A 17488-nucleotide genomic window follows, 5' to 3' on the forward strand; every position below is an offset into this window, starting at 1 on the left:
TGGTCACTGCTCGTCAGGATCGTTGAGCTCATGGAGGACGCATGCCCACGGTGGACCGCCGACGTTTCCTGCAGTTGACCGGCGGTGCCGGCGGGATGGCAGCCCTGTCCGCTGCGCTGCCCACCAGCATCGCGCGCGCCGCCGCCGTTCCCGCGCACCGCAAGCACGGCTCGATCGAGGACGTCGAACACGTCGTGGTGCTCATCCAGGAGAACCGGTCGTTCGACCACTACTTCGGCACCCTGCGCGGGGTTCGCGGCTACGGTGACCCGCACCCGGCCATCCTGCCCAGCGGCAAGCCCGTCTGGTATCAGAACGACGGCACCAAGGACGTGCTGCCGTTCCGGCCGAACATGGACGACCTCGGGCTCGCCTTCATCCAGGACCTCGACCACAGCTGGGACGGCGGGCACGCCGCGTTCAACGGCGGTCGCTACGACACGTGGGTGCCGATCAAGACCTCTACGACGATGGCCCACCTGGCCCGCCGCGACGTGCCGTTCCACTACGCGCTGGCCGATGCGTTCACCATCTGCGATGCCTACCACTGCTCGTTGCTCGGCCCCACCGACCCGAACCGCTACTACGCCTGGACGGGCTGGGTGGGCAACGACGGCAAGGGTGGCGGCCCGGTGATCGCCAACGACGAGCTCGGGTACTCGTGGACCACGTACCCCGAGCGGCTGCAGCAGGCCGGCGTCAGCTGGCGGATCTACCAGGACGTCGGCATCGGCCTGGACGCCGCCGGCTCCTGGGGCTGGACCGATGATGCGTACATCGGCAACTACGGCGACAACTCGCTGCTGTACTTCGACCAGTACCGCAACGCGACGCCCGGGTCCCCGCTGTACGACCGCGCCCGGGTCGGCACCGACGTGTCGAAGGGCGGCACGTTCTTCGACCAGCTGCGTGCCGACGTCACCGGCGGCACGCTCCCGCAGGTGTCCTGGGTCGTCGCTCCCGAGGCGTTCACCGAGCACCCGAACTGGCCGGCGAACTACGGGGCCTGGTACGTCTCGCGGGTCCTCGACGCGCTGACGGCCGACCCCGAGGTGTGGTCGAAGACGGCGCTGCTCATCACCTACGACGAGAACGACGGGTTTTTCGATCACGTCGTCCCGCCGTACGCGAACACGACCACGCTGCGCGGGGCGTCGACCGTGCCGACCGAGCACGAGCTGTACGTCGGGGCGGAGGGCACGCCGGGGCCCTACGGGCTCGGCCAGCGGGTGCCGATGCTCGTCGTCTCGCCGTGGAGCACGGGCGGCTGGGTGTGCTCGGAGACCTTCGATCACACCTCGATGATCCGCTTCATCGAGAAGCGGTTCGGCGTGCGGGAGCCCAACATCACCCCATGGCGACGGGCGGTCTGCGGCGATCTGACCTCGGCCTTCGACTTCGGTCGAACCCGCACGGCGGCCCCGTCGCTGCCCGGCACCGCCGGCTACAAACCCACCGACAGCGAGCGGCACCCGGACTACGTCCCAGTGCCGCCGGCCAAAGGCGCGGTGCCGACGCAGGAGTCCGGCGTGCGCCCGTCACGGCCGCTCGGGTACGCGCTCGACGTGCACGCCGCGGTGTCGCTCGGGCGGTTGGCACTCACCATCAGCAACCACGGTCGGCTCGGTGCCCAGCTGCAGGCGCGGTCGACGTCGCTTGTCGGCGCACCGTGGAGCTACACGGTCGGAGCGGGCGACGCGGTGTCGCCGGTCTGGCCGGCGGTCGGCGCGTACGACCTGGACCTGCACGGCCCGGATGGCTTCTTCCGACGCTTCACCGGCTCTGGCGCGGCAGCGGTGGAGACGACGCTCGCCGAACTCGATGACGGCGTGGTGCTGACGCTGCGCAACTCGACCCGGTCGACCGTCGTGGCCCAGGTGGCCGATGCGTACGGGCACCGCCGGCACCGCGTCGTGGTGCACGCCGGCCGGTCGGAGTCGGTGCGGAGCTCGACCACGCACTCCGGCGCTTGGTACGACCTCACGGTGACGGTGCCCGGGGATGCGACGTTCGGGCGCACCCTGGCGGGTCGCGTGCACACCGGACGACCCGGTACTAGCGACCCGCAGCTCGGCCGCTGACCCGGCTTGGGTGATCAACAGCGCGAAAGCGTCGCCACGCGACGCTTTCGCGCTGTTGATCATCAGGGGAAGCGGACCCGCTCGACGTCGAGGGCCCGCCCGGCAGCCAGCAACCCTGCGGGGGCGATCCCCTCATGGCCCAGGTATCCGTGCATGTGTTCCGCGGGCGCGTTGCGAGGGCTTCCCGCGTCAACGACGATCACCGACCGGCGCTGGCGCCCGAGCTGCAGTGCTGCGGCGACGCTCAGGTGAACGGGTCGGGCAGGGGCAGCAGGACGTTGCGCTCGTAACGCGCGCCGGAGCGGGGATGCTCAGCCAGCGGCCATTCGCGCCACTGCCAGTGGTTGGCGGCCAGCTCGCGGGACAGCCCGGCCAGCGCCGGCACCGAATCGATCGCGCCGTTCCAGGGTGCCTCGCCCGCGTGATCGAGCATGGTCGTGGCCACGGTCAGCCCGCCGGCCGAGCGCAGTAGCTCGACTACCCGCCCCTGCTGGGGCCAGTCGATCAGCGACGGCGCGGTGATCTCCCACCACGTGCCGTGGGCCGTGATGGCCACCTTGTGCAGGTGGCCGTTGAGCCAGAGGACGACGCTCGGATGCCGCGCCAGCACTGTCTCGAGCTCGGGGCCGAGCACCCGCCGGTCGGAACCGTCCGGGGCCCGGTCGTTGACGAGCGTGGCGAGCGGGTGGTGGCTGGCCAGCACTACGTAGCGCCGGTCACGGTCGGCGGCGGTCAGCTCGGCGTCGAGCCACCCGAGCTGCTCGACGTCCAATGAGCCCTGCCAGCCGCCGTGGCCGTTCACGGTGTCCAGCGCGAGCACCGTCACCCGCGACCCGTGGTCGTGGCGGTAGTACGCCCGGTCGCCGAAGCCATGCCCCGGCGGACGAGCCGTCGGCGTGTGATGTGCGGCGACGAACTCCGCGCGGGTCACGACGCGCCTTGCCGGGTCGGGCGTCACCGGCCGCTGCTCGGCCTGCGCCAGCACGGCGAGCGCCGCGGCCTCGCCGGCATAGATGCCCTCGTGCAGCGCCACCACGTCGACCCAGGCCACCTCCAGCGCGACCGGCTTACTAGCGCCGGTGGTCGTCGTCCCAGCCAGCACGTCGCCGGGCCAGGTCCCATGCACCATCTCGTCGTGGTTGCCGTGGACGCCCAGCCACGGCACGTCCAGCCCGGGGGAGTCGAACGCGCGCCGGGTCGCGGCGTGCAACCCGGGCACCCGGGGGAATCCGTAGCGCGAGCGTGGCAGGCAGGCGCGCTCGGACTCCGGGTGCCAATAGCGCTCGTCGAACGCGTCGTCGAAACCGCCCACCCCCTCGTAGCGCGACGGGTCGCCGGCGTCCGGGTGCACGGTGCCGCCGTCGAGCAGGGCCAGGTACCAGGCCAGCTCGTTGGCCTGGGCGTTGTCGGTGGCGTCACCCGTTGCGATGGCAAGGTCGAGCGGCGCACCGCCCACCGGACCGGCGTTCACTGCATTGACTGCCGCCACCATGGCTGCGGCCACCTGGGTGGTCAGGATCTCGTGGGCCCGGTACGTCCGCATCTCGCCCAGCGCCGTTCGCACGGGGGAGTCGGGATCTGTCCAGCGGTCGAGGAACTCGATGCGGGCGGGGGATTGCGCGTCGCATAGGTGCAGGTCCGACAGGTGCGCGATGCTCAGCAGGACCTCACCGTCCGTGAACTCTTCGTCCAGGACGACGTGCGCTTCGCCCGGCCCGGACACCAGCTGGACGTACCCGCCCCCACCTGGCAGGCCCGCCCGCAGGGTCACGCCCTCACTTCGTTCGGGCCGGCAGGCCGCCATGCCGATTGTCCGCTCCGCAGGCGTCGCTCACGGAGTGGCAAGCAGGACAGGCCGTTCAAGCAGCGCGATCGTGGCTCGCCGGCCGGCGGTCAGCTCGGCGCTGCGGTGCGACGGGATGTCGGCCAGCACCTCGGTGCCGTCGGTCTGCAGCAACCGCAGCCGGGTCGACGACCCGCGGAAGGTCGCCACGACGACCGTCGCCTCGCCGGCGTCGTCGGCGGTGACGACCATGGCCTCCGGGCGGACGAGCACGGTGACCTGCGCGCCCACCTGCGGCCGATCGCCGTCGGCGGGCAAAACCTGCGAGCCGACGCGCACCTGTCCGCCGGCCTCGACGCGACCGGACAGCCGGTTCATCGCGCCGACGAACTCGGCGACGAAGGGGGTGGCCGGCCGGTCGTAGAGGGTGGCCGGATCGGCGCATTGCTCCAGCCGGCCGGCGCGCATGACGCCGACCCGGTCGGCCATCGACAGCGCTTCCTCCTGGTCGTGGGTGACGAACACGGTGGTGACGCCCAGCTCGAGTTGAATGCGGCGGATCTCGTCACGCAGCTGCTCGCGGACCTTGGCATCGAGCGCCGACAGCGGCTCGTCGAGCAGCAGCACCCGCGGCTGGACGGCCAGGGCGCGGGCGAGCGCCACGCGCTGCTGCTGGCCGCCCGACAGCTGGTGCGGGTACTTCTTGACGTGCTCACCCAGGCCGACGAGCTCGAGCAGTTCGACCGCCCGCGACCGACGCGCCGTGCCGCCCTGCTTACGCATGCGCAGGCCGAAGGCGACGTTGTCGGTCGCGGTCATGGTGGGGAACAGGCTGTAGGACTGGAAGACCATGCCCATGTCGCGCTTGCTGGCCGGGGTCCGGGTGACATCGCTGCCGTCGATGAGCAGCGAGCCGGACGTCGGCTGGTCGAAGCCGGCCAGCAGCCGCAAAGCGGTGGTCTTGCCGCACCCCGACGGACCGAGCAGGGCGAGCAATTCACCCGGCTCGATCCGCAGGTCGAGGCCGTCCAGCGCGGCGGTCGAGCCGAAGACGCGGGTGACGCCCCGGTACTCGACCGTGGTGCCCTTCTGGGTTGGCACAGCGGCAAGGGCCGCCAGGTCCAGGATGGGTTCCGCGGTCATCAGCGCTTCTTCTCCCGTCCGCTGCGCCAGTTCAGCGCACCGATTGCCAGCAGGATCACCTCGACGAGCAGCAGGCTGAACACCGATACCGCTGCCTGCACCTGGCCGGAGCGCGTCGGTAGCTGCGCCAGCCACACCGGGAACGGCTTGGTGTAGAGCAGGATCGAGGAGATCGTGTACTCGCCCATCACCAGAGCGAAGCACAGGAACGACGCATTGATCAGGGACGTGCGCAAGCACGGCATGATGACCCGCAACAGCACGTTGGGCCAGCTCGCCCCGAGGTTTCGCGAGGCCTCGACGAGGGTCCGGGCGTCGATGGCCCGGATCCCGGCGTCGATGGCCCGGTAGACGAACGGCATGGCCAGCATGACGTAGAGCAGGGCCAGCAGCAGCGGGTGGTCGGTGTCGCGCAGGTATCGCAAGACGTGGAATGCGAGGCCCTCGTCCTGCCCGGCGGCGGCCCCGTTCTTCGGCGCGGCCTGCTTGTAGACGTCGCTGACGCCGACCACGAGCACGACGGGTGGGAACACCAGCGGCAGCAGCGTGAAGATCTCGACGACCCCGCGCATGCGAGGCAGGCGCAGGTGCAGCAGCAGCTGGGTCGGCAGCATCAGGGCCAGCGTGATGACGATGGTGACGACGCTGATCTCGAGCGAGTAGACGAGCGCTTGCACAAGGGTGATCTGGCCGGTGCCCGGGTTGTTGAAGATCTGGCGGTAGGCCGAGAACGTGATGCCACCGTGCGGGTCCTGGACTGTGAAGCTGATGGCCGCGACGAGCGGGCCGATGAAGTAGATCGCCGCGATCAGCAGGATCAACCAGCGGCCCAGGCGCCCGCGGAGGTTTCGGCGAACGGCCGACGGGCGCTCTGCAGGGGGAGGCAGTGCGTCGGCAACCGCGACGCCCGTCACGACGGGTGCGCTCATGCGAGCCACCTCGACGTCCGGCGCTGCAGCAGCTGATAGACCACGGTGAGCGGCAGCACGATGACAATCATGTCGAGGGCCAGGGCGGCGCCGAGGTTCTCCTGGCCCGGCAGGACGTTGCCCGACAGCACCGATTGGATTCGGATGGTGACCAGCGGGAACGAGGAGTTGATCGCGTACGCCGTGGCAAAGGCCGAGAACGACGAGCAGAACAGCAGCAGCACCGACCCGAGGAAGCTGGGCATCAGCACGGGTCCGGCGACGTAGCGCCAGTACGCCCAGCGGCTGGCGCCGAGGTTCTCAGCCGCCTCGCCCCACTGCGGCTTGAGGCCCTCGAGCGCCGGGGTCATCACCAGCACCATGAGCGGCACCAGGAAGTAGAGGTAGACGAGCGACAACCCCGACAGCTGCGAGAGCTGGACGTGGCCGTCGTCGACGAGTGAGAAGTGGAAGTGGTCCTGCAGGAACGTCGTGAGGATGCCGGAGTTCGCGTCCAGGGTGGCGATGAACAGGAACGCCAGCGGGATGCCGCCGAAGTTGGCCAGCACCGCCGACGCCGAGGTGACGACTTGACGCAGGATCGAGCTCCGGGAGTTGACGACCGCCCAGGCAAGGACCACCCCGAGCACCGCCCCCAAGACGCCCACGATCGCCGAGAGCTTGACGCTGGTCTCCAGCGAGGTCAGGTACACCCCGCGCAGCGACTGCGACACGTTGGCGCCGGTGAAGCTCGTCTTCGACGTGTGGACGAACTGCTGGGTGACGGGGTCGCGCACCGTCCCGCTCGAGGTCGTGGTCTTGCGGAACGCGTCGAAGAGAATGAAGCCGATCGGCATCAGGAAGACGAAGCCGACGAAGACGAAGAACGGGGCGAGGCCGAGCCAGGCCAGCCCAGGGCGGTTGCGAGGGCGACGGCGGGGCCGGGAGGTCGTCGCGGCCCCGCCGTCGTTGACGAGTGTTGCCATGAAGGTGCGGTCGTGACCTGGTGATCGGTGATTAGCCGGCGACCGCGGCGGCCCACTTGGCGGTCACGACAGCCTTGGCTGCGGTGATCTGCGCCTGGGTCGGGTTGAACGGGTTCGGGTCGCTCACCGGCGGGATCTTGGCCACGAGGGCCTTGTTCGCGCTGCCGTTGGCCTGCATCGCCACCAGCTCGATCGGGCGGGCATACCCGGCCAGCCAGCCGTTCTGCCCGGCGGAGGCCTCCTGGCTGTAGAGGTACTCCTCCCACAGACGAGCCGCTGCCGGGTGCGGGGCGTTGATGTTGATGGCCTGGGCGTAGTAGCCGGAGACGAGACCGTCGGACGGGTCGGTCACCTTCCAGGAGATGTTCTTGGCCTCGAGCGCCGAGGTCTCGGCCGCGTTCAGGTAGTCCCAGTCGAGCACGATCGGGGTGGCGCCGGAGGCGACGGTCGCCGGGGTGACCTTCGTCTTGTTGAAGATGCCCTCGCCGTTCAGCTTCTTGAAGAAGTCGATGCCGGGCTGGATGTTGGTCGCCGAACCGCCGTTGGCCAGAGCCGCGGCCCAGACACCCTCGAACGCCGCGTTGGCGCTCGTCGGGTCACCGTTGAGCGCGACGGCGCCCTTGTAGGCGGGGTTGTCGAGCTGCTTGATCGTCGTCGGGCAGACCTTGATCTTGTTCGCGTTGCAGCCGATCGAGATGTAGCCGCCGTAGTCGCTGAACCACAGGCCGCCGGAGTCCTTCTGGCCCGCCGGGATGTCGTTCCACTGCGCGACCTTGTACGGGGCGTACAGGCCCTCCTGCGCGCCGGAGACGGCATAGGAGTTGCCGACGTCGACGACGTCCGGGGCACTGGCCTGGCCCTTCGTCGACTTCAGCGCGTTGATCTCGTCGCCACTGGAGCCGTCGGGGTTCTCGCTGGTGACGCTGATGCCGTACTGCTTCTTGAAACCGGCGATGATCGAGGCGTAGTTGGCCCAGGTCGGCGGCAGCGCGATGACGTTGAGCTTGCCCTCCTTCTTCGCAGCCGCGACGAGCGCGTCCGTCCCGCCGCCGGCCTGCGCGGACTGCGTGGTCGACCAGTTGACCTTGGTGCCGCTGCTTGCAGCGGACGTGCTCCCGGTCGAGGTGCTCGCCCCGCTGCCGGACGACCCGCTGCCGGACGACCCGCTGCTGCTGCAGCCCGCCAGCGCGAGTGCTGCTGCGGCGGCCAGCGCTACCGCTCCCACTACCTTGCGTTGCATCGAAGCTCCGTCTCACGTTCGTCATCCGGGCGGCTGCCCAAGCGAGATCACGTTGACCGATCTGGTGTCCGGTTGTTCGCCTTCGGCGTGAACGTCAATTGAATTGCAAGCCAACTCGTGGGCCGTCCACTTCTGGATTTGTGTCTTCGGCTCACGTTCTCGCCGCCGGAACGCGCTAGGTTCCAGAGCGAAGACGCGCGATCGGGGGCCTCATGAGCTCGATTCGGTACGACTACGTCATCGTCGGCGGGGGTTCGGCCGGGTGCGCCCTGGCCAACCGGCTCTCGGCCGACCCGAGCAATCGGGTGCTGGTGCTCGAGGCCGGTCGCCGGGACTCACCGTGGGACGTCTTCATCCACATGCCGGCGGCGCTGACGTTCCCGATCGGCAGTCGGTTCTACGACTGGAAGTACGAGTCCGAGCCCGAGCCGTTCATGGACGGCCGGCGGGTGTACCACGCCCGGGGCAAGGTGCTGGGCGGGTCGTCGAGCATCAACGGGATGATCTTCCAGCGCGGCAACCCGATGGATATCGAGCGCTGGGCCGCTGACCCCGGCATGGAGGCGTGGGACTACGCGCACTGCCTGCCCTACTTCAAGCGGATGGAGGACTGCACTGCTGCGGCAGCGGACGACCCGTACCGCGGCCGCGGCGGTCCGCTGACGCTCGAGCGCGGCCCGGCCAGCAACCCGTTGTTCCAGGCCTTCTTCGACGCCACCGTTCAGGCCGGTTACCTGCGCACCGACGACGTGAACGGCTTTCGGCAGGAGGGCTTCGGCCCGTTCGACCGCAACGTCCAGCGAGGTCGACGGTGGTCGGCGGCACGGGCCTACCTGCACCCGGTGCTCGACCGCCCCAACCTCGAACTCGTCACGCTCGCGTACACGACCCGGGTGATCTTCGACGGCACCCGCGCCACCGGCGTCGAGTACGAGCGCGGCTTCGGACGATGTCGTAGCACGCACGTGGCGAACGCCGGCACCGTCGTGCTGTGCGGCGGGGCGATCAACACCCCGCAACTGCTACAGCTTTCAGGTGTCGGCAACGCCGCCGACCTCGGCGCCCTGGGCATCGACGTGCGCGCCGACCTGCCGGGCGTCGGGGCGAACCTGCAGGACCACCTCGAGGTCTACATCCAGTACGCGTGCACCCAGCCGGTGTCGATGCAGAAGTACCTGAAGCGCCGCTACATGCTGCCGATCGGTGCCGACTGGCTGTTCCTGCGCCGCGGTCCGGGCGCAACCAACCACTTCGAGGGCGGTGGTTTCGCGCGCAGCAACGACGACGTCGCCTACCCCAACCTGATGTTCCATTTCCTGCCGATCGCGGTGCGCTACGACGGTTCGGCGCCTGCCTCGGGTGACGGTTACCAGGTGCACATCGGGCCCATGTACTCCGACGCCCGCGGCACGGTCAAGATCGCTTCGACCGATCCGCACGTCAAGCCGAAACTACAGTTCAACTACCTGTCCACCGACCAGGACCGCCGCGAGTGGGTCGAGGCCATCCGCGTCGCGCGCAACATCCTCAGCCAGCCGGCGATGGCGCCCTACAACGGCGGCGAGGTGTCGCCGGGGCCGTCGGTCGACACCGACGAGCAGATCCTGGATTGGGTGCGCAAGGACGGCGAGACCGCGCTGCACCCGTCGTGCACGGCCAAGATGGGCATCGACGCGCTGTCGGTCGTCGACCCCTCGACGATGCGCGTGCACGGGCTGGAAGGGCTCACCGTCGTGGATGCCTCGGTGATGCCCTACGTCCCGAACGGCAACATCTACGCGCCGGTCATGATGGTGGCCGAGAAGGCGGCTGACCTCATCCTCGGCAACACCCCGCTGGCCCCCGAACCGGTCGAGTTCTACCGCCACCAGCCGTCTACGGCTGCGGGTCAGGCCTAGCTCGGTGGAGGCCCTCTGGATCGGCGGCGAGTGGCGGGCGGCCCGGGACGGGGGACTGCGCGAGATCCATTGCCCCGCCGACGGCTCGCTCGTCGCCACCGTGTCCGAGGCCGGACCCGATGACACCGCCGACGCCATCGCCGCCGCCCGCGAGGCCTTCGACGCCGGTCCGTGGCCGGCGACCGTCGAGGCCGAACGGGCGGCGCTGCTAGGGCGCGTCGCAGAGCTCATCGAGCGCGATGCCGCCGACTACGCGCGTGCGGAGTCGCTCGACACCGGCAAGCGGCTCGTCGAGTCCGAGTACGACATGGCCGACATCGCGAACTGCTTGCGCTACTACGCAGGCATCGGCGGCACCGAGGCCGGGCGGGTCGTCGAAACCGGGCGGGCCGACGCGATCAGCCGCATCGTCCATGAACCGGTGGGCGTGTGCGCGCTCATCACGCCGTGGAATTACCCGCTGCTGCAGACAGCGTGGAAGGTCGCGCCGTGCCTGCTGGCCGGTAACACCTTTGTGCTGAAGCCCAGCGAGCTGACACCGTCCACCGCGATCCTGCTCATGAAGACGCTGGCCGAGGCGGGCCTGCCCTCCGGGGTGGCCAACCTGGTGCTCGGTGCCGGGCCGGTGGCCGGGCCACCGCTGTCCGAGGATCCACGCGTCGACCTCGTCTCGTTCACCGGCGGCGTCGCGTCTGGTTCCGCGATCGCTTCGGTGGCGGCGCGAACGGTGAAGCGGGTGGCCCTTGAGCTCGGCGGCAAGAACCCCAATGTCGTCTTCGCCGACGCCGACTTCGAGACCGCGGTCGACTTCGCATTGACTGCCGTGTTCCTGCACTCGGGCCAGGTGTGCTCGGCCGGGGCGCGACTAGTCGTCGAGGAATCGCTGCACGACCAGTTCGTGGCAGAGCTCGTCGAGCGGGCGCGCGCCATCAGACTCGGTGGCCCGTTCGACGAGGCTGCCCAGGCCGGGCCGTTGATCTCGGCCGCGCACCGCGACAAGGTCGAGGCCTACGTCAAGCAGGCGCTCGCCGACGGCGCCGTGCTGCGCTGCGGCGGCGAGCGGCCGGCCGACCCCGGCCTCGTTGACGGGTTCTACTACCGCCCGACGATCCTCGACCGCTGCACCAGTGCGATGGCCTGCGTGCATGAGGAGTCCTTCGGGCCGGTCCTCACCGTGGAGACGTTCACGACCGAGGACGAGGCGGTGTCGATCGCCAACGACACCGACTACGGATTGGCCGGCGGCGTGTTTACCGGCAACGCCGGCCGGGCGCAGCGGGTAGCGGGCAGGATGCGGCACGGCACCGTCTGGATCAATGACTTTCATCCCTACGTCCCACAGGCCGAATGGGGTGGGATGAAGCGGTCCGGCAACGGCCGGGAGCTGGGGTTGCAAGGCCTCGACGAGTACCGGGAGACGAAGCACATCTGGCACAACATCGACCCGAAACCGCAGTACTGGTTCCCCCGCTGACCCCCGGGAGGTTCTGCCGTGACCACAACTCGCTCCGACGCCGACGATCTTGCCGAGTTCGGCCCGCACGGCCGGCAGAGCGAGGTGCTGGCCGAGCACCGTGCGCTGCCCACCGACAGCGGGGTGCCCGCGGCGTAGACCTGGGGCGTCACCTCGGCGGGGATGCGTCGTTGGACGGGTGGGGACCCCCCAACGCCGCGTCTTCATCGTCGAAGGAGCTCGCCCGTGCGCCGACTCGCCGCCGTCCTGTCCGCCGCCGTCCTATCCGTTGCTGGGGTCGTGACGATTGCCCAGCCGGCCGGAGCGGCCACCGGGCTGCGTTACGTCGCGCTCGGCGACTCCTACAGCGCGGCCTCGGGCAACGTGCCACCGGATCCGAGCTCGCCGGCGTGCCTGCGCTCGACCGTGAATTACCCCCACGTCATCGCCGCCGCCATCAAGGCCCAGCTCACCGACGTCACGTGCGGCGCAGCCGAGACCAAGGACTTCACCACCTCGCAATACCCCGGGGTCGCCCCGCAGTTGGACGCGGTGCACTCCGACACCCAGCTGATCACCATGACGATCGGTGGCAACGACAGCGGCGTGTTCATCGACTCGATCCTGGAGTGCGGTGCTGCCGGTATCTCCACGGCTGGCCAGGGCCACCCGTGCCAGGACCGCTACGGCTCGTCGTTCGTGAACACTATCCGCAACACCACTTATCCGTCGCTCGTCAAGGCGTTGAAAGCGGTGCGGGCCAAGGCTCCGAAGGCGCGGGTGGCGATCCTCGGTTACCCGTGGATCGTGCCGGCCAGCGGCGGTTGCTTCCCGCAGCTGCCGATCGCAAGCGGCGACGTCCCGTACCTGCGCAACGAGCAGTCCGTATTGAACGACGCGGTTCGCCGTGCGGCCGCGGCCACCGGTGCCACCTACGTCGACCTGTCCGTCGTCTCCAACGGCCATGACGCGTGCAAGCCGATCGGCACCCGCTGGATCGAGCCGGTGGTCGGCGGAACGAACCCGGTGATCGTGCACCCGAACGCGCTCGGCGAGTCGAAGATGGCCGCCCGGACGGAACAGGTACTCAACCTGCGCTGACCCGCCGGTACATGTCGTGATGCGGCAGTCCGGTGTACGGCTCGACATACTCTGCGGTATCGACGACAAAGCCGTTGCGTTCGTAGAAGGCGACGGCGACCTGCCGAGCCATGCACCACAGCAGTCGGCCACCGCGGTCCGTCACCGCATCGACTGCGCCGCCGAGCACCTGTGCGCCGACGCCCTGGCTGCGCCGGGCGGGGTCGGTGGCCATTCCCCGTAGCTGCCAGGCAGCCGGCTCGTTGCGATGCGGGTACGGGTGCGGCACCAGGACGCACGCCCCCACCACGACGTCACCGTCGAGAGCAGCCAGATGCACGGCGTCGGGCAGGTCGTCGCCGAACATCAGCGTGCCCACGGCGTGGTGCGGGCGCAGCACCGCTCGCCGCAGCTCGGTGGTGACTGCAGCCTCGACCATGGCGACTCGGAGCGTCATGAACCGGGTCGATAGACCATCAGGAACACGATGCCGGTGAAGATGAGCGCCACCACGCCGCCGCCGGCGGAAATCCGGCCGGTCAGGGTGCCCACGGAACGCCCGGCGCCGAGTGCGGTGCTCGCCTTTTCCAGTGTCGGGACGAGCAGGACGAGCACGATGCCGATGGCTACCACCCACAGGACGACCGACAGCCAGATCCACAGGTCGCCGAACTCGCCGGCCTTCGCACCGCCCGAGCCACGGAAGGGCAGCTTCGCGTTCATCAGGCCGAACCCGGCAACGATCACCAGCACCGAGGCGTACGAATAGATCCGCAGCAACCGGGCCGAGCTTGCGGTGGCCGCGCCGTCGCCGGTGCGCACGCCGCGCCCGGCCGTCGTGGCCGCGTGCACGAGCGGTCCGATCGCGAAGATGGCGAACAGCAGGTGGACGGCGAGCAGGATTTTGAACATGGGCCGAGGCTAACCGCCGTGGACGCTCAGCTCGCGCGAGGCCGTCCGCGTCGGCGTTCGAGGTAGTCCTCGACGACGTACTCGCCGAGCGCACCACGCTTGGGCTGGAACACCCGCCCGCCGTTGCGCCGGCCGAGCTCCTGCATGAAGGCGACGAGGCGCGGGTCGTCGTCGAGCATGAAGACGTTGATCGTGGCGCCGCGGCGGGTGCACCGCTCGACCTCGGCCAACGTGGCGGCCAGGGTCTGCGGCGTCGGCGGCCAGGCGAAGTCCGCGAAGCCGTCGGCGGCGAGGTGCGCGGTGGGCTCGCCGTCGGTGATGACGATGATCATCGGGTCGGCGCCGCGGTGCTTGTCGAGGTGGCGGCGGGCAAGCATCAACCCGTGCTGCAGGTTGGTGCCCTGCACGCGGTCCCAGTCATGCTCGACGAGCGCGTTGGGCGTCATCACCCGTGCGTAGTCGCTGAACCCGATGATCTCGATCGCGTCCTGCGGGTACTTGGTGGTGACGAGCGAGTGCAGGGCCAGCGCGGTGGTCTTGGCCTCGCCCCATGTGCCGCGCAGCTCCATCGAGTACGACATGTCGACGAGCAGCGCGATGGCCGTCGAGGAACGTCGCTCGGTCTCGACGACCTCGAAGTCCTCGGCGGCCATCTGGAGGTCGGTGCCGCCGGTGCGCAGCACCGTGTTGCGCAGCGAGCGAACGACGTCGAGCGGTTGCTCGTCGCCGAAGCGCCACTCGCGGCTGGCGCCGGTGATCTCACCGGCCGCGCCGGCGTCGTGGACGTCGTGCGAACCGCGGCCGCGCGACTCGACCATGGCGAACACCCGCTTCAGCGCGGTGCCGCCGAGGCGCCGCAGCGCGCGTGGGCTGAGCCGCAGACCCTCGGACCCGCGCTGCAGGTAGCCCTGCTCGCGCAGCTCGCGCTCGATGCGGCGCAACTGGGCCATGTCGTCGACCGCCGCGCGGCCGAGCGCCCGTTCGATGAGTTCCTCGTCGATGTCGTCGAGGCTGGCGCCGGGGTAGTTCTGGTCGAGCAGCTCACCGAGCTGGTCGAGGTCGGCCAGCTCCGCGATGGCACCGGTGGCGTCGGAGTAACCCATGCCCTGCTCGCCGTCCATGCGGACGCGCCCGTTCCACGGCAGGTCCGGGCGCGCGGACTGCAGGCCCGCCTGCAACCGGGCCATCTCGTCGGCCAGGCCGGCCTGGCCCATGGCCTGCGCCATGAGGTTGGCCATCTCCTCGCGCTGCTCGGGCGTCAGGGATTGCATCAATTGCTGGGCTGCAGCGGCGCGGCGGGCCAGCTGGTCGACGAGCTCGTCCAGGTTGGCCGGGTTCTCTGGGAAGAAGTCGCCGTAGTTCTCCATGAACTCGGCGAAGTCCTCGGGGGTGTGCTCACCGCGCGCGTCGGCGTCGAGCATGTCGTTGAGTGCCGACATCATCTCGCGGATGCGGGCGAAGTCCTCGGGCGTGGCGTTCTGCATCGCCTGCTTCATGCCGTTGAACTGCGCGTCGAGCACCTCGCTGCGCAGCATGTCCTGGATCTGCTGATACGTCTCGCGAGCCTCGGCCGAGCGCCACTGGTACTCGGCCAGCTCGCGCACGGCGCGGGCGGTGTCGTGGGGCAGCGTGTCGAGCTCGGCCTCGGCCATCCGCGCGGAGTCGTCAGGGATCGGGAACAGCGCCCGCTTCTCCTCCTCGACGGCCTGCTCGAGCAGCTCCTTGACCTTGTCGAGCGTGCCGTCCAGGCGCCCGCTCTTCCGCAGCTGGCGGGCGCGTTCCATGGCCTGTCGACGCAACGAGTCGAGCCCGTCGCGCCCGTTGCTGCCGCGGCGCAACAGTCGGTTCAGCGCCTCCCGCGGCGACATGCCGGACAGCACGTCGTCGCCGATGTCGTCCAGTGCCTGCCGCACGTCGTACGGCGGCTCCATGGGATCCGCACCGCCGGCCCAGGCTCCGTAGCGGTATTCATTCGGCACCCGCCCGACGGTACTCGTGAGAGCGCCTGTGCGGACGCGCATGCGCGAGTGCGCAGCAGGCGGTTACTGGGGGGCGGGCAGGGTGACGAAGGTGAAGTCCCGCGCCAGCAGCGCAGGGATGACCGTCTCCAGAGCCCGGTAGGTCTCGGAGCGGTTCCCGCCGCCGTCGTGGCACAGGATGATGTCGTGCGGGCGGGCGGCGAGCATGGCGCCGCGGATCGCGGCCACGCCGGGCAGGGCCCAGTCACGTGGGTCGATGTCCCAGCCGAGCGGCATCATCTGTTGCCTGGCGACCTCGGCGAAGACGTCCGGGCCCCACACGCCGCCGGGGGCACGGAACTGCCGCGGCCGGAACCCGCACGCCCGCACGATCGCGTCGGTCGTGTCCAGCAGTTCGTCCCGGATCCGGTGCGCCGACAGCGAGGGCAGGTTCAGGGGGTGGTGCCAGGTGTGGTTGCCGAGGTGATGACCTTCCCCGACTGCGGCCTTCAGCAGCTTCCTGTTCTCGTGCACCTGCTCGCCGATGACGTTGAACGTCGCGCTCACGTGATGTTTCGCCAGCAGGCGCAGGTAGCGAGGCGTCCACACCGGGTGCGGACCGTCGTCGATCGTCAACATGATCGTCCGCTTGGGGAACCGGACGTCGAGGCGGCGCGCGGTGTAGGAGTCCAGTCGGCTGATGGGTTGCGCCCAGGTGTGCATCCACGTCGCCGCGTCGGGCACCGACGCGGCTGTTGCCGGCGGGCCCGCGGCAGCGATGCCGGCTGCTGTCAGCACACCCGCGGCGACGCCGAACAGACCTGCGCTCAGCAGGCCCCGGCGGCTGACCTCTTCTCCGTCGTCCTGGGACGAGCCTTCGTCTCCCGGCTGCATGGCGTTCCTTCCGACGTGCTCAAGCGAGCTTCGTCCAGAAGACGCCAAGCCGGGGCGTCGCGTTGCAGGCACGCCGATTCGTTACCGTGCCGTGTTGCTGACGTGCGAGCAGGAGCGGTCAGCCGCTGTAGTGCGGCCCCAGGTCGACTACGTAGGCGGGAATTGCGTAGCGCTCGTTGGTCACCGGGCCGCTGCTGTCGGTGATCGCCACCCGTGACTCGATCCGGAGCTGCCCACTGGCCGCGTGCCCGGACACCACTGCACCGGGGACGGCACTCAGGAGCTCCCCACCGCCCGATGACGGGTCGTTGTCCTCGCCGGGCACATTGACGCACAGGGCGCCGGCTACGTACGCGACCTGTGCGCCGAAATGGTCGTAGGCCTCGTCGCCGCCGGGCACCCCCGGGCTGTTCTGGGTGACGGCGCTCGCGTGCCGGGCGGTCTGGGACTTGGGAGTCACCGTCATGATGTCGACGGTCCCGGCGCCCTTGACGCGGCCGACCGCCTCACCCGGGACACCGACCGACACGGTCGCCGCGGAGTTCGCATCGAGGTCGTAGGGGGACGTGACAGCGGCACCGAACCGATCGCCGGCCTCGGCGGCTCCGGAGATGCCGGATGTGTTCTCGGTCAGGGTCTGGATCAAGGTGGCTGCGCCGTTGACCACGCGGTAGTGGTCGACGGCTCCCGCACCTTCGACCCCGCTCACCGTGCGGTCGGGGGCAGCGATCCACAGGTCGTGCCCGCGGGCGACGACCGCCGAGCCGAAGTGCTCGCCGGCCGTCCGCCCGGTCAGCGTGACGGCGCCGGTCGCCGCGAGGAAGGTCAGCGCAGCACCGAACGTGTCGTTGGCCGAGGACGACCTGCCGAAGCGCGACTCGCCGAAGCGCTGCGTCGTCCTCCTGGTGTCCGGGGCGAAGTAGATGTCCACGGCCCCCGCGCGGGCCTGTCCGCCCTCGGCTGCGTCCGGCACCCCGACAACGACGTCGGACTTCGCGTCGCCGTCCGTATCGGCCGGCGAGGAGTAGACCCCCGCGCCGCGACAGCTCGGCGCGCAGCAGCCCGCGTACCGGCTGATGCAGGGCTCGCGGCAGAGCCGAGGAGCAGGATCGCGCCGCTCGCGAGGACGGGCCCGAAGCGGCGAGGTCTCAC

14 protein-coding genes are annotated in these 17488 nt (G+C 69.9%); 4 read left to right on the forward strand and 10 right to left on the reverse strand.

What is annotated here, in order from left to right:
* Positions 1-41: 41 nt before the first annotated feature.
* Positions 42-2081 (forward strand): phosphocholine-specific phospholipase C, encoded by a 2040-nt coding sequence (locus ACFFC4_RS07880; protein WP_375499508.1) that lies wholly within the window; start codon positions 42-44, stop codon positions 2079-2081.
* 244 nt (positions 2082-2325) lie between these two features.
* Here ACFFC4_RS07880 and ACFFC4_RS07885 read toward each other — a convergent pair whose 3' ends face one another.
* The 5 genes from ACFFC4_RS07885 to ACFFC4_RS07905 are packed head-to-tail and all read right to left on the reverse strand — an operon-like array spanning position 2326 to position 8141.
* A complete protein-coding gene (locus tag ACFFC4_RS07885) occupies positions 2326-3852 on the reverse strand; it encodes a TIGR03767 family metallophosphoesterase (protein WP_375499510.1) in 1527 nt (508 codons plus the stop codon).
* 60 nt (positions 3853-3912) lie between these two features.
* Positions 3913-5007, reverse strand: a complete 1095-nt coding sequence (locus ACFFC4_RS07890; RefSeq protein WP_375499512.1) for an ABC transporter ATP-binding protein — start codon at positions 5005-5007, stop codon at positions 3913-3915.
* Entirely contained in the window at positions 5007-5936 is a 930-nt protein-coding gene (locus ACFFC4_RS07895) for an ABC transporter permease (protein ID WP_375499514.1), read from the reverse strand. The genes ACFFC4_RS07890 and ACFFC4_RS07895 overlap by 1 nt, the downstream gene beginning before the upstream one ends.
* A complete protein-coding gene (locus ACFFC4_RS07900; protein WP_375499516.1) occupies positions 5933-6901 on the reverse strand; it encodes an ABC transporter permease in 969 nt (322 codons plus the stop codon). The genes ACFFC4_RS07895 and ACFFC4_RS07900 overlap by 4 nt, the downstream gene beginning before the upstream one ends.
* Before the next feature lie 31 nt (positions 6902-6932).
* Positions 6933-8141, reverse strand: a complete 1209-nt coding sequence (locus ACFFC4_RS07905; RefSeq protein ID WP_375499518.1) for an ABC transporter substrate-binding protein — start codon at positions 8139-8141, stop codon at positions 6933-6935.
* Positions 8142-8353: 212 nt separating this feature from the next.
* On the opposite strand from ACFFC4_RS07905, the gene betA reads away from it, so the two are divergent.
* From betA to ACFFC4_RS07920, 3 genes are all read left to right on the forward strand, one after another.
* Entirely contained in the window at positions 8354-10039 is a 1686-nt protein-coding gene (gene betA / locus ACFFC4_RS07910; RefSeq protein WP_375499520.1) for a choline dehydrogenase, read from the forward strand.
* Between the two features lie 4 nt (positions 10040-10043).
* Entirely contained in the window at positions 10044-11513 is a 1470-nt protein-coding gene (locus ACFFC4_RS07915) for an aldehyde dehydrogenase family protein (RefSeq protein WP_375499522.1), read from the forward strand.
* Positions 11514-11738: 225 nt separating this feature from the next.
* Entirely contained in the window at positions 11739-12593 is an 855-nt protein-coding gene (locus ACFFC4_RS07920) for an SGNH/GDSL hydrolase family protein (RefSeq protein ID WP_375499524.1), read from the forward strand.
* On the opposite strand, the gene ACFFC4_RS07925 is transcribed toward ACFFC4_RS07920, so the two are convergent.
* From ACFFC4_RS07925 to ACFFC4_RS07945, 5 genes are all read right to left on the reverse strand, one after another.
* The gene (locus ACFFC4_RS07925) at positions 12580-13029 is read right to left on the reverse strand and encodes a GNAT family N-acetyltransferase (protein WP_375499526.1); all 450 of its coding nucleotides are present in this window, start codon (positions 13027-13029) and stop codon (positions 12580-12582) included. The two genes, ACFFC4_RS07920 and ACFFC4_RS07925, sit on opposite strands and share 14 nt — an antisense overlap.
* Positions 13026-13484 carry a hypothetical protein gene (locus ACFFC4_RS07930; protein ID WP_375499528.1) on the reverse strand — a complete coding sequence of 153 codons (459 nt, stop codon included), beginning with the start codon at positions 13482-13484 and terminating at the stop codon, positions 13026-13028. The genes ACFFC4_RS07925 and ACFFC4_RS07930 overlap by 4 nt, the downstream gene beginning before the upstream one ends.
* A 26-nt stretch (positions 13485-13510) precedes the next feature.
* Positions 13511-15505 (reverse strand): VWA domain-containing protein, encoded by a 1995-nt coding sequence (locus tag ACFFC4_RS07935; protein WP_375499530.1) that lies wholly within the window; start codon positions 15503-15505, stop codon positions 13511-13513.
* A gap of 21 nt (positions 15506-15526) precedes the next feature.
* Positions 15527-16336 carry a polysaccharide deacetylase family protein gene (locus tag ACFFC4_RS07940; protein WP_375499532.1) on the reverse strand — a complete coding sequence of 270 codons (810 nt, stop codon included), beginning with the start codon at positions 16334-16336 and terminating at the stop codon, positions 15527-15529.
* 118 nt (positions 16337-16454) lie between these two features.
* Positions 16455-17309, reverse strand: coding sequence for a hypothetical protein (locus tag ACFFC4_RS07945; RefSeq protein WP_375499534.1), 855 nt, complete (start codon positions 17307-17309; stop codon positions 16455-16457).
* Between the last annotated feature and the right edge of the window lie 179 nt (positions 17310-17488).

It is taken from the genome of uncultured Jatrophihabitans sp. (assembly GCF_964244045.1).
GTDB lineage: Bacteria > Actinomycetota > Actinomycetes > Mycobacteriales > Jatrophihabitantaceae > Jatrophihabitans.

What these genes read in the sequence shown, in the direction of transcription:
- ACFFC4_RS07895 (WP_375499514.1), bottom strand. Translation starts at nt 5,936, where the DNA reads ATGAGCGCACCCGTCGTGACGGGCGTCGCGGTTGCCGACGCACTGCCT.
- ACFFC4_RS07880 (WP_375499508.1), top strand. Translation starts at nt 42, where the DNA reads ATGCCCACGGTGGACCGCCGACGTTTCCTGCAGTTGACCGGCGGTGCC.
- ACFFC4_RS07890 (WP_375499512.1), bottom strand. Translation starts at nt 5,007, where the DNA reads ATGACCGCGGAACCCATCCTGGACCTGGCGGCCCTTGCCGCTGTGCCA.
- betA (WP_375499520.1), top strand. Translation starts at nt 8,354, where the DNA reads ATGAGCTCGATTCGGTACGACTACGTCATCGTCGGCGGGGGTTCGGCC.
- ACFFC4_RS07935 (WP_375499530.1), bottom strand. Translation starts at nt 15,505, where the DNA reads ATGCGCGTCCGCACAGGCGCTCTCACGAGTACCGTCGGGCGGGTGCCG.
- ACFFC4_RS07905 (WP_375499518.1), bottom strand. Translation starts at nt 8,141, where the DNA reads ATGCAACGCAAGGTAGTGGGAGCGGTAGCGCTGGCCGCCGCAGCAGCA.
- ACFFC4_RS07940 (WP_375499532.1), bottom strand. Translation starts at nt 16,336, where the DNA reads ATGCAGCCGGGAGACGAAGGCTCGTCCCAGGACGACGGAGAAGAGGTC.
- ACFFC4_RS07925 (WP_375499526.1), bottom strand. Translation starts at nt 13,029, where the DNA reads ATGACGCTCCGAGTCGCCATGGTCGAGGCTGCAGTCACCACCGAGCTG.
- ACFFC4_RS07900 (WP_375499516.1), bottom strand. Translation starts at nt 6,901, where the DNA reads ATGGCAACACTCGTCAACGACGGCGGGGCCGCGACGACCTCCCGGCCC.
- ACFFC4_RS07930 (WP_375499528.1), bottom strand. Translation starts at nt 13,484, where the DNA reads ATGTTCAAAATCCTGCTCGCCGTCCACCTGCTGTTCGCCATCTTCGCG.